This window comes from Sphingomonas sp., from assembly GCF_030145815.1.
Taxonomy (GTDB): Bacteria; Pseudomonadota; Alphaproteobacteria; order Sphingomonadales; family Sphingomonadaceae; genus Sphingomonas.
Genome location: NZ_JAIXHL010000017.1, coordinates 1 through 18729, shown reverse-complemented (window position 1 = coordinate 18729; position 18729 = coordinate 1). Strand labels below are relative to the sequence as shown.

Annotated in this window: 14 protein-coding genes; 13 read left to right on the top strand and 1 reads right to left on the bottom strand. The window is 66.5% G+C overall.

Annotated features, from left to right (window positions below):
• Window positions 1–71: 71 nt before the first annotated feature.
• On the bottom strand, window positions 72–1109 hold the full coding sequence (gene hppD, locus KYX69_RS15275; RefSeq protein ID WP_300498707.1) for a 4-hydroxyphenylpyruvate dioxygenase: 1038 nt from the start codon (window positions 1107–1109) through the stop codon (window positions 72–74).
• A gap of 143 nt (window positions 1110–1252) precedes the next feature.
• On the opposite strand from hppD, the gene KYX69_RS15270 reads away from it, so the two are divergent.
• The 13 genes from KYX69_RS15270 to KYX69_RS15210 all read left to right on the top strand — a co-directional run bounded on the left by KYX69_RS15270 (window position 1253) and on the right by KYX69_RS15210 (window position 18215).
• Window positions 1253–2932, top strand: coding sequence for a tetratricopeptide repeat protein (locus KYX69_RS15270; RefSeq protein WP_300498705.1), 1680 nt, complete (start codon window positions 1253–1255; stop codon window positions 2930–2932).
• An 85-nt stretch (window positions 2933–3017) separates the two neighbouring features.
• Window positions 3018–4442: a trypsin-like peptidase domain-containing protein gene (locus KYX69_RS15265; RefSeq protein ID WP_300498704.1), complete on the top strand. Its 1425-nt coding sequence runs from the start codon at window positions 3018–3020 to the stop codon at window positions 4440–4442.
• Window positions 4443–4456: 14 nt separating this feature from the next.
• Window positions 4457–5263, top strand: coding sequence for a response regulator transcription factor (locus tag KYX69_RS15260; RefSeq protein WP_300498701.1), 807 nt, complete (start codon window positions 4457–4459; stop codon window positions 5261–5263).
• 145 nt (window positions 5264–5408) lie between these two features.
• Window positions 5409–6827 (top strand): HAMP domain-containing sensor histidine kinase, encoded by a 1419-nt coding sequence (locus KYX69_RS15255; RefSeq protein ID WP_300498700.1) that lies wholly within the window; start codon window positions 5409–5411, stop codon window positions 6825–6827.
• Window positions 6817–8238 carry a trypsin-like peptidase domain-containing protein gene (locus KYX69_RS15250; RefSeq protein ID WP_300498699.1) on the top strand — a complete coding sequence of 474 codons (1422 nt, stop codon included), beginning with the start codon at window positions 6817–6819 and terminating at the stop codon, window positions 8236–8238. The genes KYX69_RS15255 and KYX69_RS15250 overlap by 11 nt, the downstream gene beginning before the upstream one ends.
• 283 nt (window positions 8239–8521) lie before the next feature.
• Window positions 8522–9214 carry a hypothetical protein gene (locus KYX69_RS15245; RefSeq protein WP_300498698.1) on the top strand — a complete coding sequence of 231 codons (693 nt, stop codon included), beginning with the start codon at window positions 8522–8524 and terminating at the stop codon, window positions 9212–9214.
• 103 nt (window positions 9215–9317) lie between these two features.
• On the top strand, window positions 9318–10007 hold the full coding sequence (locus KYX69_RS15240; RefSeq protein WP_300498695.1) for a hypothetical protein: 690 nt from the start codon (window positions 9318–9320) through the stop codon (window positions 10005–10007).
• 31 nt (window positions 10008–10038) lie between these two features.
• Window positions 10039–11799, top strand: a complete 1761-nt coding sequence (locus KYX69_RS15235) for a CHAT domain-containing protein (protein WP_300498692.1) — start codon at window positions 10039–10041, stop codon at window positions 11797–11799.
• 1 nt (window position 11800) lies between these two features.
• Window positions 11801–13324, top strand: coding sequence for a tetratricopeptide repeat protein (locus tag KYX69_RS15230; RefSeq protein ID WP_300498690.1), 1524 nt, complete (start codon window positions 11801–11803; stop codon window positions 13322–13324).
• A 113-nt stretch (window positions 13325–13437) separates the two neighbouring features.
• Window positions 13438–14115: a hypothetical protein gene (locus tag KYX69_RS15225; RefSeq protein WP_300498688.1), complete on the top strand. Its 678-nt coding sequence runs from the start codon at window positions 13438–13440 to the stop codon at window positions 14113–14115.
• An 11-nt stretch (window positions 14116–14126) separates the two neighbouring features.
• Window positions 14127–16541 (top strand): caspase family protein, encoded by a 2415-nt coding sequence (locus tag KYX69_RS15220; protein WP_300498685.1) that lies wholly within the window; start codon window positions 14127–14129, stop codon window positions 16539–16541.
• A 75-nt stretch (window positions 16542–16616) separates the two neighbouring features.
• Entirely contained in the window at window positions 16617–17117 is a 501-nt protein-coding gene (locus KYX69_RS15215; protein WP_300498683.1) for a hypothetical protein, read from the top strand.
• Window positions 17118–17120: 3 nt separating this feature from the next.
• The gene (locus KYX69_RS15210; RefSeq protein ID WP_300498680.1) at window positions 17121–18215 is read left to right on the top strand and encodes a 50S ribosomal protein L11 methyltransferase; all 1095 of its coding nucleotides are present in this window, start codon (window positions 17121–17123) and stop codon (window positions 18213–18215) included.
• The last annotated feature ends 514 nt before the right edge of the window (window positions 18216–18729 follow it).

Sequence of the window (18729 nt, the reverse complement as noted above, 5' to 3'; positions counted from 1 at the left end):
CTCATCCTCCTGCGTTCCTTCCCCCTTCGGAAGGTTGAGGCCGGTTGTCCCGGCTCTCCTCTCCAACCCCGTTATGCGTCGACCTTGATCACCCCTCTACGGATTTGATCGAGTTCAATCGACTCAAAAAGTGCCTGGAAGTTGCCGTTGCCGAATCCTTCATTGCCCTTGCGCTGAATGATCTCGAAGAAAATCGGGCCGAACATGTTTTCGGTGAAGATCTGCAGCAGGATGCCCTCCTCGCCGACATTGCCGTCGATCAGGATGCGGTTCTTGCGCAGCCGCTCCAGGTCTTCGCCATGGCCGGGGACGCGCTTGTCGACCAGTTCGTAATAGGTCTCGATCGTATCCTGCAGCTTGACGCCGCGTGCGCGCAGCCGTTCGACCGTGTCGTAGATGTCGTCCGTGGTCAGCGCGAGATGCTGGATGCCCTCGCCCTTATACTCGCGGATGAACTCCTCGATCTGGCTCTTGTCGTCCTGGCTTTCGTTGAGCGGGATGCGAATCGCCTTGTCCGGCGCGATCATCGCCTGGCTGAACAGGCCGGTTGCCTGGCCCTTGATGTCGAAATACTTCTGCTCCTCGAAGTTGAAGAGGGTCTTGTAGAATTCCGACCACACCCGCATCTGGCCGCGCCGGACATTGTGGGTGAGGTGGTCGAGCAGGTCGAGCCCGACATTATTGTCCGCCTCTGCCTGCTGCCAGCCGGGGATCGCTTCCCAGTCGGCATAGAGGTCGGTGCCGTCCTGGATGAAGTAAAGATACGAGCCGCCGATGCCGATGATGCAGGTGTCGTCCTCGGCCGTGCGCTCGGCACCGTTGTTCAGCGCCCACTCCATCGCCTTGGCCGGATCGGCGACGCGGAACGCCATCGCGCTGGCCGAGGGGCCGTGCGCCGCGCGGAACTCGGCGACGCGGCCGGTTTCGTCGCGGTTGAGCATCAGGTTGATGCGGCCCTGCTTGTAGCGCGTGATGTTCTTGGTCGGGTGGCGGTGCGAGGGGACGAAGCCGAGCTGTTCGAACTGCCGCGCCATCGCGTCGGGATCGGGTGAGGTGAACTCGACGAATTCGAAGCCGTTGAGGCCCAAGGGATTGGTCGGATCGGTCATACGCGCAGCCTCCGTAAGTTGACACTGGCTTTACACCTGACGGCCATTTGGTGTCAAATGATACTAAATTGCGCGGGGCGGCCTCGCGCTTGTACCTTGCATTGAGCGGCCAGGAGGAGGAGGCTCGTTGCGAGGGGGATATGATGCTCTACCCGCTTGCGCTCGCCGCCACTGTGTTGACCGCCCAGGACGCTGCTCCGGAGGTTGTCGAGGTGCTTCAGGCCAGCCCCGCATTCGAGGCTGCGCGTGATGCGGGCGATGCGCCCAAGGCGCTCGCGCTGATCGAACCTGAGGTGAAGGCGTGCATCACGGCTGCTGGGGGTGCGGGAGCGCCGCCCAAGGCGCAGCAGCCCTGCGTTATCCTTGTCGTCAATTTTGCGAGCGCAGTGAGCGAGGCCGGGCAGTCGATCGAAGCGGTGCCGGTCGCGCGACGGGCGGTGGCCATCGCCGAGAGTTTTTCCGGAGAGGAGCGGCAGGTCTATCTGATGGTCGCCCAGCTGGTGCTGGGGCTGGTGCTTGAGCGGCAGGGCCAACATGTTGCGGCCGAGCCGTCCTTCGTCGTGGCGCTGGAAGGTGCTGAGGCGGTGTTTGCAAGCGATGCGGATCGCGCGGACCTTGCTGCCTATGTGGCGCGGCGCGCGAATAACCTCGTGGCGCTGGCCCGGTTCTCCGAGGCGTTACCGCTTGCGGAGCGCGCGGTGCAACTGGCGGGCGACACTGCGGATGGTGCCTTCTTTCGCCTGATGCACGGCAAGGCGCTGATGGGGTTGGGGCGGCTGCGGGAAGCAGAGGAAAGCCTGCGCATCGGGGCCGATCGGCTGGTCGCACTGGCCGGTGTCGCTCATCCGCAAGCGATCGCCGTGCGCGAAACGCTCGCCTGGTGCCTCGACGAGCAGAACCGGTCGGAAGAGGCGGTCGCCATCGTCCGCGAAACCTTGGCGATCCGGCGCGCGCAGCAGGCAGGGCCGCTGGTGGCGGACAGTCTGACCTTGCTCGGGATGGCGGCGATGCGCGCGGGCGACCTGCGTGAAGCCGAAACGGTGTTGCGCGAGGCGCTGACGATCCGGCTGCGCTATTTCGGCGAGACGAGCAACTTTACCGGACTTGCCTATTCGAATCTGGGTCAGGCGCTGGTCGAGGCAGGCCGCTATGAGGATGGCGCGTGGATGTTCAACCGCGCGATCGCGGTGTGGCAGGCATCCGGCGGCGGCAATGCCGATGAGCTGGTCACGATGCTCAATAACATGGCAAGCGTGCTGACCCGCGTGCGTGCGTTCGAACAGGCCGAACCGATCCAGCGACAGGCGCTCGCGCTGGCCGAAAGCAAATTGGGTCGGGGGCATTTCCGCACAGTCCTGATCCGTAACAATCTTGCCTCAAGTCTCGCGCGGGCGGGCAAGTCGGGCGAGGCGCAGACGCTACTGGAGGCCAGTTATGCCGAAGCAACCGCGCTTGGCCCGCAGGGCGCGCAGCTGCGGACCCTGACTGCGACCAGCATGGCGCAGCTGCGTGCGCAGGCGGGGGACGAGGCAAGCGCGGGGCTCTGGTATGGCCGGGCAGAGTCGGCGGCGCGCGACGCATTTCGCAGCGACCATCCGCAGCGGATTAATCTAAGCTGGAGCCATGGTCGCTTCCTGCTCCGTGACCCGGGTGGCGCGCCGCTCGCCCGCACCCTGCTGCGCGAAGCTGGGCGGCAGGTGCTGGCGCGCGCGGGAAAAGCGTCGAGTTTCGATGCGTCCGCGCTTGAGGAGCTGAATGGCTACACTGTGATCTTCCGCGACCAGGTCCGCGCCGCCTGGAGTCTCGCGCAACCCGCTCGCTGACCCGCATCCGTCTGATCCTGACCGTCGCTTTCACCTGAACGAACTGACAGAAACCGGGTGTCTGAAGTCAGTATCCGGAACTTCCATGAACCCCAATCCATCCGTGAACCTGACCCGCCGCACGCTCGGCTGGTTTCTCGGCGCCGCGCTCTGCCTGGGCTTGGCACTGCCGAGCACCGCGCGGGCTGCGGCGATGCCCGATCAGCCCAAGGTCGCGGCGACCACCCAATCGGAAACCGCAATCGAACGCGCCATGCGGGCGGTGGTCGCGATCAGCCCGCAGGATGCGGCGGCGCGCAAGCAGAATGGCGATACCGAGGCGGCGGGCGGGTCGGGCTTCGTCATCCACGAATCCGGCATCATCCTGACCAACGCGCATGTCGTGGCAAAACTCGATACGGTTGAAGTCACCTTTGCCAATGGCAAGCGCTACACGGGCAAGGTGATCGGACGCGACGGGCGCACCGATCTCGCCGTGGTCAAGATCGACGCAGAACAGCCCCTGCCCATACTCAAATTGGCGAAGTCATCGCGCTTGCCGCTGGGGGCCAAGGTCTTTGCGCTGGGCAATCCGCTGGGCAACCGTTTCTCGGTTACTTCCGGGATCATAAGTGGTTATGACCGCGCCTATGACGTCGCATGGCCGGTGAACTTCATCCAGCATGACGCGGCGCTCAATCCTGGGAATAGCGGGGGGCCGCTGATCACCGAGGAGGGGGAAGTGATCGGGATCAATACGGCGACGCCGCCGGAGACCATCTTCGACATTGGAATCGGCCTTGCGATTCCGTCTGAACTGGTGGCGAAGATCGCGGCCCAGCTGGTGGCGGATGGCAAGGTGGTGCGTGGCCGTCTGGGCGTCACCGCGAGCAGCGCGGACGCCGGCATGGCCGAAGCGCTGGGTGCACCGGGCAAGACCGGTCTGATCATCGACGCGGTATCGACCGACGGCGCGGCGGCGCGCAGCGGCCTCAAGATCGGCGACCTGCTGCTGAGCGTCGAGGGGCGCAAGCTGGAGGTCGTGCGCGACCTGTCGATGGCGCTGATCGACAGCAAGCCGGGCGACAAGGTCAAGGTGGAGATCGTTCGCGACGGCAAGCCGGTGTCGCTGGCCGTCGCGCTGGAGGCCGATGACGATCTGGCGGGCGAGCGCGGCAAGGTCGCGGCGCTGGCGATGGACATGAGCGGCACGGCCGGTGGGAGCTACAATCTTGGCTTCGCGCTGCGTGGTGATGGCGGGCGCGTGCTGGTCGGCAAGGTCGACGAGGCGTCGATCGGCCAGATGTACGGATTGTATGAAGGCGACGAACTGCTCGCGATCGACGGCGTTGCGCCGCGCGATGCAGTGGCGGCGATGGCCGCGATCAAGGCGTCGAAGCGCGATGTCGCCGTGCTGCGCATCCAGCGCGCGGGGCAGGGGACGCTGCATGTCGCGCTGCCACTGACTGCAGAGGCCGCCAAGGCGCGGCGTCCCGGCGTGCCGCGCCGCTTTCCGCGGGGGCCGCTATGACGGAGATGATGACAATGAACCTGTTGAAGCTGGATGCCGAGGCGGCGCAGAATATCGCCGACACCTTTGCCGGATGCCGCGCGCTGATCCTGGAGGATGAGATCGGCCCGGAGATGAAGGCGGCGCTGGAAGCGGCGGGGTGCGAGCGCGTCGACCTGTTCGAGACCGGCGATGCTGCGCTCGAGGCGCTGGAGGCCGAGGCCTATGACGTGCTGGTGCTCGACCGGATCAATCCGGGGATTGAGGGGCTGGAGGTGCTTGATCGCGTACGCCGTCGCGCCAATGGCCTCAAGACCGATCCGGATGTGCCGGCGCTCGTCTATTCGCTGCTGGGCGGTGAGGATCAGCGGATCCACGGGCTGATCGCGCGCGGGGCGGACGATTATGTGCCCAAGCCCGCGACGAGCGAGGAACTGGTCGCGCGCGTTGCCGCGCAACTGCGCCGGCGCAAGCCGACGATGCGCAGCAAGGGCTGGACCTGTGCGCCGCTGGAGGTGGATGCCGATACGAAGGATGTGCGCTGTAACGGGCGGCTGCTGCAGCTGACCAGCCGCGAGGCGGACATCCTGGTCGAGCTGTACAAGGAGCGCGGCAACCCGCTCAGCCAGTCGATGCTGTGGGACCGTTGCTGGATCGGCAAGGGGTGGAGCCACTTCCCCGAGGAGTTTGCCAACACGGTTGATCAGGCGATCAAGCGGTTGCGGAAATCGCTGAAGCGGCAATGCCCGGATATTCCGGACGATTTCCATCCGCTGGTGACCAACATCTGGGCACAGGGGTTCGCGTTGCGCAACCTGGCCGGCATGGAGGGTGGTCGCTGAGCGTTCCGGTGCCTCGAAACCACTTCCGTCACCCCCGCGAAGGCGGGGGCCCATCTCCTGCCGGGGCGGCAACTGCACCGGTGCGGAGGTGGACGGTCCGGGAGATGGGCCCCCGCTTTCGCGGGGGTGACGAGGTATTGCGTTAATGCTCCGCTGGCTCCCCCTCCGCACCACCCTTGTCATCGGCGCACTCGCCGCCGTGGCGCTGGTCGGATTGACGCTCGGCCTGTTGCAGATGGTGTCGATGAACGCGCGTGAGGTGGCGATGGTGCGCGCGCAGGCCGATGCGGCGGTGCTGTCGAGCAAGATCGACAGCTTGGCGCCCGGCCTGTCCGCCGAAGAGCGCGATGCCGAAGTGCTGACGATGGTCGCAGCGCGGGCGACTGAGGCGACCGATGGCGGGCGGTGCGACAGCGGCGAGCGGGCGCGGGCGCTGTTTCTGTATCGCGGCGCGGACGGGGCGCTGACGGGAACGCCGAAGCTCGCCTGGCCGACGGGTCAGGGCGAGGTGCGGCTGCGCGTTCCGGCGGGGACCGCATGCCAGCGCGCGGATGCGACCGCAGTCGGGACGGTGGTCGATCTGGGCGAGGGGCGGTCGTTCTTGAGTGCGCGCATCTTCAGCCCCGATCCGCGGCTGGTGACGCGTGCGTACCTGCTGGCGGCGGGCGTGGGTCTGGCCTTCCTGCTGCTCGCCGGGCTGCTTGCCTGGGCGTTGATGCGCGGATGGCGGTCGCGGCTCGATGCGTTCAACGCGCTGCTCGACCGGGCCGACCGCACCGGCTTTGCTGAGCGCGCGCCGGTCGATGACGGTCAGCCTGAGTTCCGCCTGCTCGCCCAGCATCTCAATGCGCTGCTGGCCCGGTCCGAAGACATGATCGGCGGCCTCAGACGGCTCCACCGCCACGTCGCGCACGACCTGCGCGGACCGGTGATGGTGGCGCGCAAGCACCTCGAGGCGCTGGCGGTGAAGGTGCCGGATGAGCCGCTGATCGCCGATGCGGACGCCAAGCTGGTGACGATGGACAAACGCTGCCGGATGCTGCTCGGCATTATCGACGCGGAAGTGTCGCGGCGGCACGAGGCGGACAGCGTCGACCCCGGCGCGCGCATCCGCCAGCTGATCGACGACATGTTTGTCTATCTGGGCGACGACAAGGATCTGGAGTTCGCGCTGGAGGCGGTCGATGCGCGGGTGCGGATCGCGGGCGACTTGTTCGACCGGATGGTCGAGAACATCCTGGGCAATGCGGTCAAGTTCGCCACGCCCGAATCGACGATCCGCTGCGCCGTCACGCGCTCCGGCGACACGGTGAGCGTCGCGGTCGACAATGACGGGCCGGGCATCGACCCCGGCAAGGTCGAGCGCATTTTCGAGCCGGGCTATTCGAGTGGCGGGGTGGACAGCCATGGGCTGGGGCTCGCCTTTGTCCGCACTGTCGCGCTGCGCGCGGGCGGCAATGTTCAGGCATTCAATCGCGCGGGCGGATTTCGAATCGAAATCACGCTGCCCGCGCAGGACGACGTAAATCAGAACCAGAGGGAAAGGGGACATGATGAGGTCTAGTTTTCATGGGCGGCTGCTTGCCGGGGTTGCCGCCGTCGCAATGCTGGCGACGCCGCCCGCGATCGTGCCCGCCGCGGCCCAGACCGCGCCTTATGACAATGAGCGCGGCGTCTATAGCTATGCGCGCGATTTGAAGGCGGTCGCGCCGAGTGTGGTCAAGGTGATCGTGCTGGGCCACAAGCAGGCGGAGGGCGAGCGCACCGCGTCGCGCGAAGGACAAGACGACCCGTTCTGCGGTCAGACGACCTCGGCACAGGCGGGTCCGCAGGGCCAAGCACCGCAGGGCGCGCCGCAGCCGATCGGCAGCGGATCGGGCGTGATCATCGATGCCGCGCGTGGCGAGATCCTGTCGAACAATCACGTTGTCGAGAAGGGTACGGCGTTCAAGGTCCAGCTCTATGACGGCCGCGTCGTCGATGCCGAGGTGGTCGGACGCGATCCGCAGACCGACATCGCGTTGCTGCGCATCAAGGCGACCGGGCTGCGCGCGATCGAGGTCGGCGACAGCGGCAGGATCGAGGTCGGCGACCTAGCCTTTGCCATCGGCTATCCGTTCGGGTTCGACCAGACGCTGACGATGGGCGTGATCTCCGGGCTGGGGCGCACGGGCATCGGCGACGGATTGCAGGATTTCATCCAGACCGATGCGGCGGTGAACAGCGGCAATTCGGGCGGTGCGCTGATCGACAGTCGCGGGCGCCTGATCGGGATCAACACCGCGATCTGGTCCAAGTCGGGCGACAATAGCGGCATCGCCTTTGCCGTGCCGATCAACATGGCGATGGCGGTCGCTGACCAGCTGCGCCGCAACGGCAGCGTCAAGCGCGGGCGGATCGGCGTGACCGTGGGGCCGGTCACCGCCGAGGCGGCGGGCAGCGGATCGACGCGCGGTGCGCTGGTCGCCGAAGTCTCGCCCGATAGCCCCGCAGCGCGCGCGGGTCTGAAGTCGGGCGACATCATCACCTCCGCCGACGGGCGCGCGATCGAGGGGCCGGGCAATCTGACTGCGATCCTTGGCGTGCTTGAACCGGGCAAGACGGTGGCGCTGGGCTATCGCCGGGGTGGCCAGACGGGGACGGCACAGGTGACGGTCGAAGCGCCGCGGCCGGTGCAGGTGACGCGACCGACGACGGGCGGTGCCGGGCTGGCAGCGCTGGGTGCGACGTTCCGCGACGTCAATGCGGGCGACAAGGTGCCCGAGCAGCTGCGTGGTGCGGTCGTCGCGACCGTTCAGCCGGGTTCGGCGGCGGCGCGGTCGGGGCTGGCGGTCGGCGACATCGTGGTCGGCGTGAATGGCGAGCAAGTGCAAAGCGCGGCTGAACTTGCCCGCGCCTTCCAGAATGTTGCCGGCGGCGCAATATTGTTCGTTGCGCGCGGCAACAGCCTGATTCAGCTCAAGCTCGAACGGTGAAAAGGCAGGGCGCCGGGACAGTCCCGGCGCCTTTCCTCATCTTGGGTAACGCGCGTTACCGAGTCCAGCTTCGTTACGCGGATAATACGTAAGTAGTTGGCGGAGTCGCGTGCAGGATTCGTCAAGAATCAGGGACTTCGCGCCAAGTTTGATATGGAAACGAAGACTGAAACTGTTAGTGTCGCGGGGGCGGGGGCCACATTAAAGACGAACCTGCCTGATCGAGGGATCAGTTCGCGAGGCCGGCTTGGGAGCAGGCCCGGAGAGTGAGGAGACGAAGGTAATGGTTACGCTCAACAAGAAGATGGCGATGGCACTGGTAGCAGCAAGCTTGCTGGCTTCGCCGTCGATCGCGCAGGACAAGAAGGGCACGAACCTGAGCGAGAAGGAAGCTGCGGCGACCGACAGCTCGAAGGCCGTGGACACGCTCGCGCTGGGCTACAAGCTCGCCGACTATGCCCGCACCGCCAAGGATGCGCGGGCGATGATCGTTGCGGCCAAGATGGTCGATTCGGTCACCACCAAGGAAGGCACCGACAAGGGCAAGATCGAAGGCACCGGCAAGGGCTCCGGCACCGCCAAGGTGACCACCGCCGCCGATCTGTTCGCCGAAGCCAAGACGCTGGCCGGCGGTGACGCCGACATCGTTGCAGCGGTCGAAGCGGCGCAGGCCGAAACGTCGAAGGGTGTCGTGGGCGGCGCGATCCGCACCGTCCAGTATGTCCCGGGCAGCACCACCTGGACCGTCCGCTTCACGGCGCGCGGCGGTGAGCCGCTGGTCGTCGGCGTGCGTCGCGACTCGTCGACCCCGCTGGGCCTGAAGATCTTCGACGAGAACGGCAACCTGGTGTGCCAGGACATGTCGGGCAACGTGACGCTGTATTGCCGCGTCAATCCGATCTGGACCGGTCCGTTCGCGGTTCAGGCGATCAACTATGGCGGTTACGGCACCGGCGTGGCGATGGTGACCAACTAAGCCGAAAGACTGGCCGCCCCGGAGCGCACAGGCGTTCCGGGGCGACTGGTTTCGGACTGCGGCCAGCCCCGCGCATGGTCGCGTCTTTCCGGGGAGAGTCGCGATGCGGAACACGGTTCCTGCAAGGCTTTTGCTGGCGATTGCCGCAACTGCACTGGGCGTATTACCCGTCGGCGCGACGCAGACCGGACGCGCCAATCTTTCCGAAGCGACGGGCCGGGTGACGCCGGCGGCTGAGGCGGTGGACGCGCTGACGCTGGCGTATCGCTTGGCCGACCATGCCCGAAGCATGCGCGATTCCCGTGCGATGATCGTTGCTGCGCGAATGATCGCGTCGATCCCCGTTGCATCCGGTGTCGCGTCCGGCGAAGCGACGCCGCAACCCGGCTCCGATCCCAGTGCGCAGGACTTGTTTGCCGAAGCAGCGCAATTCGCTGCCGGGGATGCCGCATTGCTCGCCGAGGTCGAAACGGCACGCGCGGAGCAGAGCAAGGGTGTCCTGTGCGGCCCGCGTTGTCCGATCCGCACGATCCATTCCGTTCCCGCCGGAACCAGTTGGCGCGTGAGCTTCAGCGCGCGCGGCGGGGAATCGTTCGTCGTTGGCGTTCGGCGCGATGCAGCGACCGGAATGGACCTGAAGGTCTATGACGAGAACGCCAATCTCATCTGTCACGATCTCTCGCAGAATCCGACGCTGTATTGCCGGGTCACGCCGATCTGGACCGGCCCGGTTTCCGTGGTCGTCACGAACCATGGCGCGCGCGGTGCGGGTGTCGCGATGGTCACCAACTGATGGCCGCGACCGGTCGCCCCGAGGAGAAGCCATGAACGTCCGTCTGTCCAAGCTGGTGACATTCCCGCTTCTGGCGGTGGCTTTGTCCGCCCAGACCACGCCCGACATCAAGATCGAGCCCGTGCCGTCGCCAGATATGCTGCGGTCGGAAGCGTTCGAGGCGGCGCAATATGCGCAGATTTCCGGCGCCGCTGCAGCGCTCGACAAAACCACCGCGCGCTTTGCCGCTGGCGGTGGCCCGCTTGCGGTGCTGGAACAGGAGCGCGACAAGAAACTTGCGGAGATCGAGGCGGTCGATCGCCAGTTCAGCGCGCTGATCGAACGCGGCGCGCAGGTGCCCGAGCAGGAACGCCGCGCGCTGACCGAGCGCCGCGCCGCGCTGCGCGCCGAGGTCGATGTGATCGAGGCGAAGATCGCCAAGGATTTCCCGCAATATTTCGACCTGACGCGCCCCAAGGCGCTCGACATTGCCGCGGTGCAAAAGTTGCTCAATCCCGATGAAGCGATGGTCGTCATCCTCGTGTCCAACGATGCCAGCTATACCTGGGCAGTGACGCGCGAGGGATCGACCTGGTCGCGGTCGGAGGCGATGAAGCAGGATGCGCTCGCCGCCAAGGTCAACACGTTGCGTGCCAGCATGGAAGTGGACGGCGCGCGCGGATCGGGGCGTCAGCCGCCGCCCGCAGCAGGCGGCGCCGCCGCAGTTGCACCGCAAGGCAAAGCGTTCGACCGCAAGCTGGCGCATGAGATTTACAAGGAACTGATCGCGCCGGTCGAAGGCGTGCTGAAGGGCAAGCAGGTGCTGCTGACCAATGTCAGCGGTCCGCTCACCTCGCTGCCGCTCGCACTGCTCGTCACCGCGCCGCCGCAGGGCTCGGACACCGACCCCGCCGCCGTGGCGACCAGTCCCTGGCTGATCGACAAATATGCCCTGGCGGAATTGCCGTCGGTCTCGGCGCTGCGCTCGCTGCGGTGTCTGCTCATCGAAAAGCCGGCCGATGCGCATCCGGGTTGTGTCGATCGGGCGGGTTCGCCCGCCTATGCACAGGTGCGCAGCGGCGGGATCACGCTGGCGGCTTATGGTGCGCCAACGCTTGCCGGTGCCTACACGCCGGAGACCGGGCGCAGCGTGACGCCGGGCCTTGCTGGCCAGATGTACAAGGGCAAGCTCGCAGACCCGGAAAAGCTGCGCGCGCTCGCCTATCTGCCTCAGGCCAAGGCCGAGTTGGAAAGCCTGCAGAAGTCGTTCGGAACGCAATCGACGGTGGTGATCGGGGATGCCGCGACCGAGGCGGCGGTCAAATCGAGCAAGGCGGTGGCCGGAGCGCGCTTTGTCGTGTTCTCGACCCATGGTTTGCTCGCGACCGAAGTGGGTGACAATGCCGAGCCGGGCCTGGTGTTTACTCCGCCCAAACAGGCGACCGAGCTGGACGACGGACTGCTCACCATGTCCGAAGTGACCGAGCTCAAGATTCCCGCCGATGTCGTCGTCTTGTCGGCGTGCAACACTGCTGCCGGGGATGGAAAAGACGCGGGCGGATTGTCGGGCCTCGCGCGTGCGTTCTTTCAAGCAGGTGCCCGTTCGCTGCTGGTCAGCCATTGGGCGGTCAGCGATGCGGCAACCTCGCTGCTGATGCAGCAAACCTTCGGCAACATCCAGAAGGGCGATGTCGCGGGCCGGGCCCGCGCGCTTCAAGCGGCGATGCAGACGGTGCGCAGCGAGGGCACCGGTCAGTTCGTCAGTCCGAAATATTGGGCGGCGTTCACGCTGGTCGGTGATCCGGGGAAGTGAGGTGGCGGCGCTCGACCAACTGCTTCTGACGCTGGTGCTGGCCTTAGCGCCGTCCGCGCAGCAGTCTGGACAGCGTGCCAGCCTTCCGGACGCAGTGATTGCCGCGGTGGATGAGGGGCGGGGGGACGAAGCGATCGCCCTGCTCACCCAGAGCTATCGCAGCTGTGCGGCGACCGCGCATGGAAGCGCGCGCTGTTTCACACAACGGACATACCTCGCCAAGCTGCTGGCCGAGTCCGGAGATCCAAAGGCAGGTGAGGCGCTGGCCCGCGAGTCGATTTCGGAGGCGTCCCGCGCGGGTTCGATGCAGGAGCGGGCGATGGCCTGGTCGATCCTGGGGATTGCACTCGATGAACAGGGGCGATTGCGCGACGCTGAATCGGCCTATCGGAGCAGTCTGGACTTGGCCCGTCAGTCCGGAGATGCGCGCCAGCTCGACGATTCTCGGTTCAATCTGGCGCGAAATCTGGAAACGCAGGATCGTTTCGGTGAGGCCGAGCAATTAAGGCGCGATGCGGCGGTTTATGCAGCCCGCGCCTTCGGGCCGCCGAGCGTAGAACATGGCCGGGCGCTACTCGATCTGGCGGAAAATCTGCACAGCCAAGGGCGCAGCGGTGAGGCGATGGATGTTGCGCAACGCAGCCTCTCCATCATCGACGCGATCCGGCCAGTGGACAACAGTGCACTCGGGTCGGCCCACAATGTGCTGGCGGTTGTTCTGCATGAGCGGGGAGAAACCACGAGGGCGGAGCGCCATTATCGCAGCGCGCTGCGGATCAAGGAGGCGATCACAGGTTCTCAAAGCGAACCTGTCGGAGCAATCTTGGGTAACCTCGCGTCGCTGCTGGCGGACCAGGCGCGCGAGGAGGAGGCGCTGCCTCTCTATATCCAGTCGCTGCACATCAGCGAGCGTGCTTTGGGAAGTGACAATCAACGAGTCGGCGACGCACTCGGAAATCTTGCCTTCAATCTGGATCGGCTGGGACAGCATCGGGAGGCCGAGCCGCTGCACCGGCGGAGCGTCGCTATCGCCGAAAAATGGACTGGCGCGGGCAGCCTTAGTACCGCCCACCGACTGCTCAACCTGTCGATGAACCTGCGGTTTCAGCGCCGGGTCGAGGAGGCCCTGCCGATGCTGCGGCGGGTGGTGGCGATCCGCGAAAAGGTGCTGGGCGATCGAACACTCAACACCGCGCGGGCCTATGCCGATCTGGCGGCAACCTTGTTTACATTGGGCAGGCATGTCGAGGCGGAAGCGGCGATCGAGCGCAGCGTGCGCGCGTTTCGAGCCGTGCCTTCTACGCATCCCGACCGAATTCGCGCCCAGTCAAATTTCGCGACGCTGATACGGGACGGCGCACGCCGCGAATTTGCCTACGCGCTGGCACGGGACGCGGCCGAGGGCGCGTCGGCGCGAATCGAATCGTACGCCGGCTCCGACCCCGGCCAGCAGCGCGAACTCTTGGCTTTTTCCCGAGTGTTTGAGGCACGAGTGCGCATCGCTTGGAAGCTATCGAAGCGATGACGGCGCGACGCGGTGATCCGATTGTCAGACCCTGTCGGTCGCGTCACACTTGCGGCGGGGCCATTATGCGGCTCGTTCGATCCAGCAGGAATTGCGCCCGTCCGATGCGCTCGATGGTACCCTTTGCCCTGATCCTCGCCGCGCTGCCGGTCGCCGCCGCGCCAATGGCGCATGACGACCATGTCGAGGCCACGCCGCCCGACGCGGTGATCGCGCGCGCCGAGCTGGTGCGCGACCTGATCGCGCGGGCGCGGGCCGATCGCGATGTCGCGATGATGATCGTCGCCGCGCGGATGCTGCAAAGCGGCGACTTCGTGCTTGTACAGGCGGAGAATGCGCCGATGGTGTTCGGCCGTACCCGGGCGGGCGAACGGCTGCCCGTGACTGCGCCGTCGGCGTTGCTGATCGAGGCGCGTGGCTGGGCCGGGGGCGATGCCGACAAGTTGGCAGCGATCGAGACGGCGCTGGCCGAGGCGAGCAAGGGCATCCTGCCCGCCGCGATCGTCTATACCCATGACCTGCCCGCCGACCGCGCGCTGACCATGCGCGCGCGGGCGGAGGGCGGAAGGCTGGCACTGGTGCGGGTGCGCGGCGATGGCGATGCCGCGCTGGAGCTGGCGGTGATCGATTCCAGCGGGCGGGTGGCGTGCAGGGATCGGCCGGCGGTGACGTCGGGCATCGCGCGCCGCGACCTGTTGTGTCGCTGGACCCCCGGACGGACCGAGGACTATCGCATCACGCTGACGAACAAGGGCCGCGTGTGGACGCGCGCGATCCTGGTATCGAACTGAGGGGACGGACGATGTTGAGGCAGATCATGCTCGCGCTGGGCGCTCTGGGGTTGGTCGCCGCATCAATGCCGGCCGCCCCCGGTGCCGCTGCTGCACCGGAGGCGAAGGGCCGCATCCGCGCGCTCGTCATTGGCGTGGTCAATTACAAGGACGGCATTGCCTCCCCCATGATCGGCGCGTTCAACGATTCGGTGCTGATCGCCGAGACGCTGATCCGCGAAGGGGCGAAGGCAGAGGACGTCACGCTTCTGCTCGATCCGCCGACGCCTGAACTGCTGGCGGCGCGCGGCAATCCTCGGATGCGCCAGACCAAGGTCAAGCCCGATGCGGTCGGTACCCGCGCCAACATCCTTGCCGCGATGAAGCGGATCGTCGACACGACCAAGCCGGGGGACGAGGTGCTGCTCGCCTTTTCCGGGCACGGGATGCAGCAGAATGAGGCGGTTGCCGGGTCCGAACCGGACGGGCTGGATGAGGTGTTCCTGCCCTATGACACCGGCCCCGCCAATGGATCGGAAAAGATCCAGAATGCGGTGACCGATGACGAGATCGGCGCGGTGATCGACGCGATCCGGGCCAAGGGCGGCAATGTTACCTATATCGCCGACTTCTGTCATTCGGGCGATTCGAACCGCGACGCCGCGGGCAAGGACAATGGCGCGCCGACCTCGACCAAATTGGGGCTGAAGGTCAGCCGCAAGTTCGCCACGGTCAGCGACGGCAATTTCGTGCGCGACCTGGCGGTCGAGACGGCGAAGGGCAAGGCGGGGTGGGGCGCCTATGTCGGGCTGCTCGCGGTGCCGTCGGCGCAACAGGCCAAGCAATATCAGGCGCCGCGCTATGCCGATCCGCTGGAGCAGGCGGCGCATGGCCTGTTGACGGTCTATGCGATGGCCAATTGGAACAATCCGCGCGTCTATTCCTATCGCGATCTGGCCAACCGCATCACTGCGGGAATCGACGGGCACAAATCGCCGCGGCCCGAATTCGACGGCGATCTGGATCGGCCGGTGATGGGTGGCCTCATGAAGACCGCAGTGGCCGCGCAGGGTGGTGGCAGCTGGGCGGTTTACAAGCCCGCGCGCGTGTTCACCGCCGAGACCAAATCGACCGATCCGGTGAAGCTCGAACAGCTCGAAATGAGCGCGGGGCAGTTGCAGGGCGTAGTCGAGGGGACGATTATCGGCCTGGCGCTCACCTCGCCGGCCGGGGACAAGACGATCCTGTATGGCAGGGTCGACAAGGCCGATGCGTACAAGGCAATCCTGGTGCCGACGGCGTTCGGCGACATTCCGGCTGAGGCGTGGAACGATGTGCGTGACATCGACGGCAAGCCGCTGTCGCGCGAGGTGCGGCTGGTCGCGACGATCGAGCAGCAGCCGATCCAGCTCGACTATCGTATCGCGCTCCCGGCTGCGCCGGCGAGCCCCAGCAAGGCGCAGGCGGCGGCGCTGGCGGCGCTCAAGGAGATCAAGCCCGCCGATATCGGCGCGAGCTTCGTCCAGCCGGGCGAGGCGGCGGATCTGGTCCTCAGCTTCAACGGCGACAGGCTCGCATTGACCCAGCCGCCGGGGCAGGTGACCGCCGATTTCGGGTCGATCGACCTCGCCGCCGCGCTGGCGCAGGACGGCAGCAACCCGACGATCCGCGTGCGCTTCGCGATCGGCGGCGCGCTGGTCAAGGCGACCCGATTTAGCCGCCTGCAGCGCGTGCTGGCCAGCCCGGCGCTGGCGAGCGGGCAGCCGAGCGAGGATCCGGCGAAGAACGTCACGGTCGAATTCTACGTCGCGCGGCCCAAGGCGCTGGCGGCGGGGGCAACGTGCCCGGACACGACGGCGGACTATTATGCGGTCGCCAAGGATGCGCGGAAGGTCGGCGGGGATGGCAGCGAAGCGGGCGGCTTCCGCTTCCAGCGCTGCGACTGGCTGTTCATCAAGGTGACCAACACCGGCAAGACCGATCTGTACGTCAATCCGCTGATCTTCTCCCCCGATGGCGGCATCCTGTTGTTCGACGGGCAGGATGGGCGGTTCCAGATCAAGGCCGACAATCCCACGCGGCTGCGCGCGGGCGAGAGCGGCGTGCTGCAATACAGCCTGACCGACGCCAGCCCGGGCGGCGATCTGCGCGACGATCTGGTGCTGCTGGTCAGCGATGTCACCGACGGCGTGCCGGCAAGCTATGCGCGGCTGGCGCAATGCCCGGTGGTGCCAGGGCCGGAGGATGGCGCCGCCTGTGCCACCGCCGCCGGACCGACGCTGGCGGGCACGCGCCTGCGCAACAATGGCGGCGCGGGCACGGGGATCGAGGAGCTGATCGATTCGGCGCTGGTCGGGTCGACCACGCGCAGCGGCCCGGCGAAGAAGCCGACGGCGGTGTCGGCACTGCGCTTCAGCTGGCAGACCGAGCGCACCGACAGGCAATGATTGCGCATGCGCACTGAATAGGGCAGGTTCATCCCATCACTGAAACGGGGGTATGCAGTGGTGGGGGGAAATTGGATGCTCGTGGCGCTGGCGCCCGCTCTTGTGGCGGTGCCCGCGGCTGCGCGGGACGGGGCGCCAACCGGATCGCCAGCACCGGCTGCGGCTGCGACGATTGCGGTCGATGCGCGCGCGATGCTGATGGCGGAAGCGACGGTGCATGATGGCGATGCGGAGTTGCCCGCGCGCGGATTGCTAGCGCTGCCCGGTGCAGAACGGCGCACGCTGTCGGTACTCCTGCCCATGGATGGCGTGCCGCTCGGTCAGGCCTATGCACTTCCCAGCATCCCGGCCCCGCCGGCGGTCTGGAACATCCTGCTCGAAACGCCGCGCAAGTCGCGGCTCGACGCGGCCCCGATCGAGCGGATGTCGCTGGAAGGAACAGCGGATTACAGCCGATCGCGCGCAATGGGATTGGATGCGCGGCTGGAATTATGCATCGACGGGCGCGCGGACAGCGCTATGGTGCGACTTGGAGGTCGCCTCGCAGGGATGCTCCGGACCCTGGAGCGCCGCTGACGCATGAATTTGCCGGAACGTGATTCGCCGAACAAGGCGCGCTTTGCTGCTGCGCTGGACGCACTGGTCGTGGCGGCGAAGGATGATGCGCGCACGCTGGCGGGCCTCTCGGCTGCGGCGCAGGAACATGGCCTGAAGATGCGCGCGCTCGAGATTGCGACGATGGCGCGCAACCTGGCGCCTGACGATGCGCAGGTCCGTGCGGTGACCGGACGGGCGATGGCCGCCGGGGTGCCGCGCTGGCATCACAATATCCTGCGCGATCTCGCCCGCAATTCGGCCTATCGCGCGGCATTGGAGCAGGTCGTGCGGCCGGGCGATCATGTGCTCGACATCGGTGCCGGCAGCGGGCTGCTGTCGATGATCGCGGCCCGCGCGGGTGCGGCGCGGGTGACGGCGTGCGAGTTGAACCCCGCCGTCGCCGACGCTGCGGTCCGGACCGTCGCGCAGAACGGCTTTGCCGACCGCATCACGATCGTCCCGCTCTATTCGACCGATGTCGAACTGGAGCGCGACCTGGGCGCGCGCGTCGACGTGATCGTTCAGGAAATCATCGCGCATGACATGCTGTGCGAGGGCGTCTTGCCGGCTTTGGCTGATGCGGTGCCGCGCTTCCTGAAGCCCGGCGGACGCGTGGTGCCCGAGCGTGCGCAGGTGCGCGTGGCGCTCGCCCATTGGCCGCATGCCAAGGCGCGCGAACTCGACAATGTCGAAGGGTTCGACCTCTCGCCCTTCTCCACCCTCGCACGCTACCCGCTGGAGGCGGCGTCGAACGACCCCTCGCTGGTCCTGCGCAGCGATCCGGTCGATCTGTTCGGATGGGACTTTGCCGCGGGCGGGCCATATGGTCCGGGCCGGGCCAGCACCGAACTGACCGTGCACGACGGCGACGCGAATGGCGTCGTCCAGTGGATCCATATCGACCTGGTCGAAGGCGTGACCTACGAAAATGCACCGGCACCCGGGCCCAATTCGTCCTGGGCATGCCTGTTTTACCCCTTTGCCGCCGGAGCGGTACCGGCAGGCACGGTGATGCGGGTCAATGGCACCCACAGCCAGATCGCGCTGCGCATCTGGGCCGAACCGGTCGCAGGGTAACACCGCCGAACAGGGCTATGCGCAAATAGGCGCAGCATGACGCCGCTTACAGGGGACACGCAGGCGACCCGATTGCCTTGCGGTCTGCGTGCCCAATCGAGGACACCGCTGGGCAAACAACCGGAAATGCGCCGGACGCACGGCAACGCCTAAGGCAATTGCGTGGAAATGATGGAGTCCGGGTGTTCCGCCCGAAGATGGTGACCCCTACGGGAGGCGTCGGCGTTGCCTCCGGGCCGCGGTTTCCCGCCATTTTCCTAGCGGCCGATTGGCGTAGGTGTACTCAGCGGGTGTACTCACGGATCGTGAGCACACCTGATCCGTAGGCGTGGGAGTTCACATTTGTAAAGGTGATAGGTGCGGCCTTGACCGCCGCTACCCTAGGGCCAGGATCTGTAATTTGCAGTTGCTCGGCGGTTGTCCCTTGAGGGTCTCAAGGATCTGTCCGCACTCGCCGGCCGATGGGTCGGTGGTGCTGTATCGGGTCTCACAAGGCCGGGCGTTGCATTGACTC

Excerpts from the sequence above, each read along its gene's own strand:
- hppD (WP_300498707.1), bottom strand. The coding sequence starts at position 1,109 with ATGACCGATCCGACCAATCCCTTGGGCCTCAACGGCTTCGAATTCGTC.
- KYX69_RS15270 (WP_300498705.1), top strand. The coding sequence starts at position 1,253 with ATGCTCTACCCGCTTGCGCTCGCCGCCACTGTGTTGACCGCCCAGGAC.
- KYX69_RS15265 (WP_300498704.1), top strand. The coding sequence starts at position 3,018 with ATGAACCCCAATCCATCCGTGAACCTGACCCGCCGCACGCTCGGCTGG.
- KYX69_RS15260 (WP_300498701.1), top strand. The coding sequence starts at position 4,457 with ATGAACCTGTTGAAGCTGGATGCCGAGGCGGCGCAGAATATCGCCGAC.
- KYX69_RS15255 (WP_300498700.1), top strand. The coding sequence starts at position 5,409 with ATGCTCCGCTGGCTCCCCCTCCGCACCACCCTTGTCATCGGCGCACTC.
- KYX69_RS15250 (WP_300498699.1), top strand. The coding sequence starts at position 6,817 with ATGAGGTCTAGTTTTCATGGGCGGCTGCTTGCCGGGGTTGCCGCCGTC.
- KYX69_RS15245 (WP_300498698.1), top strand. The coding sequence starts at position 8,522 with ATGGTTACGCTCAACAAGAAGATGGCGATGGCACTGGTAGCAGCAAGC.
- KYX69_RS15240 (WP_300498695.1), top strand. The coding sequence starts at position 9,318 with ATGCGGAACACGGTTCCTGCAAGGCTTTTGCTGGCGATTGCCGCAACT.
- KYX69_RS15235 (WP_300498692.1), top strand. The coding sequence starts at position 10,039 with ATGAACGTCCGTCTGTCCAAGCTGGTGACATTCCCGCTTCTGGCGGTG.
- KYX69_RS15225 (WP_300498688.1), top strand. The coding sequence starts at position 13,438 with ATGGTACCCTTTGCCCTGATCCTCGCCGCGCTGCCGGTCGCCGCCGCG.
- KYX69_RS15220 (WP_300498685.1), top strand. The coding sequence starts at position 14,127 with ATGTTGAGGCAGATCATGCTCGCGCTGGGCGCTCTGGGGTTGGTCGCC.
- KYX69_RS15215 (WP_300498683.1), top strand. The coding sequence starts at position 16,617 with ATGCTCGTGGCGCTGGCGCCCGCTCTTGTGGCGGTGCCCGCGGCTGCG.
- KYX69_RS15210 (WP_300498680.1), top strand. The coding sequence starts at position 17,121 with ATGAATTTGCCGGAACGTGATTCGCCGAACAAGGCGCGCTTTGCTGCT.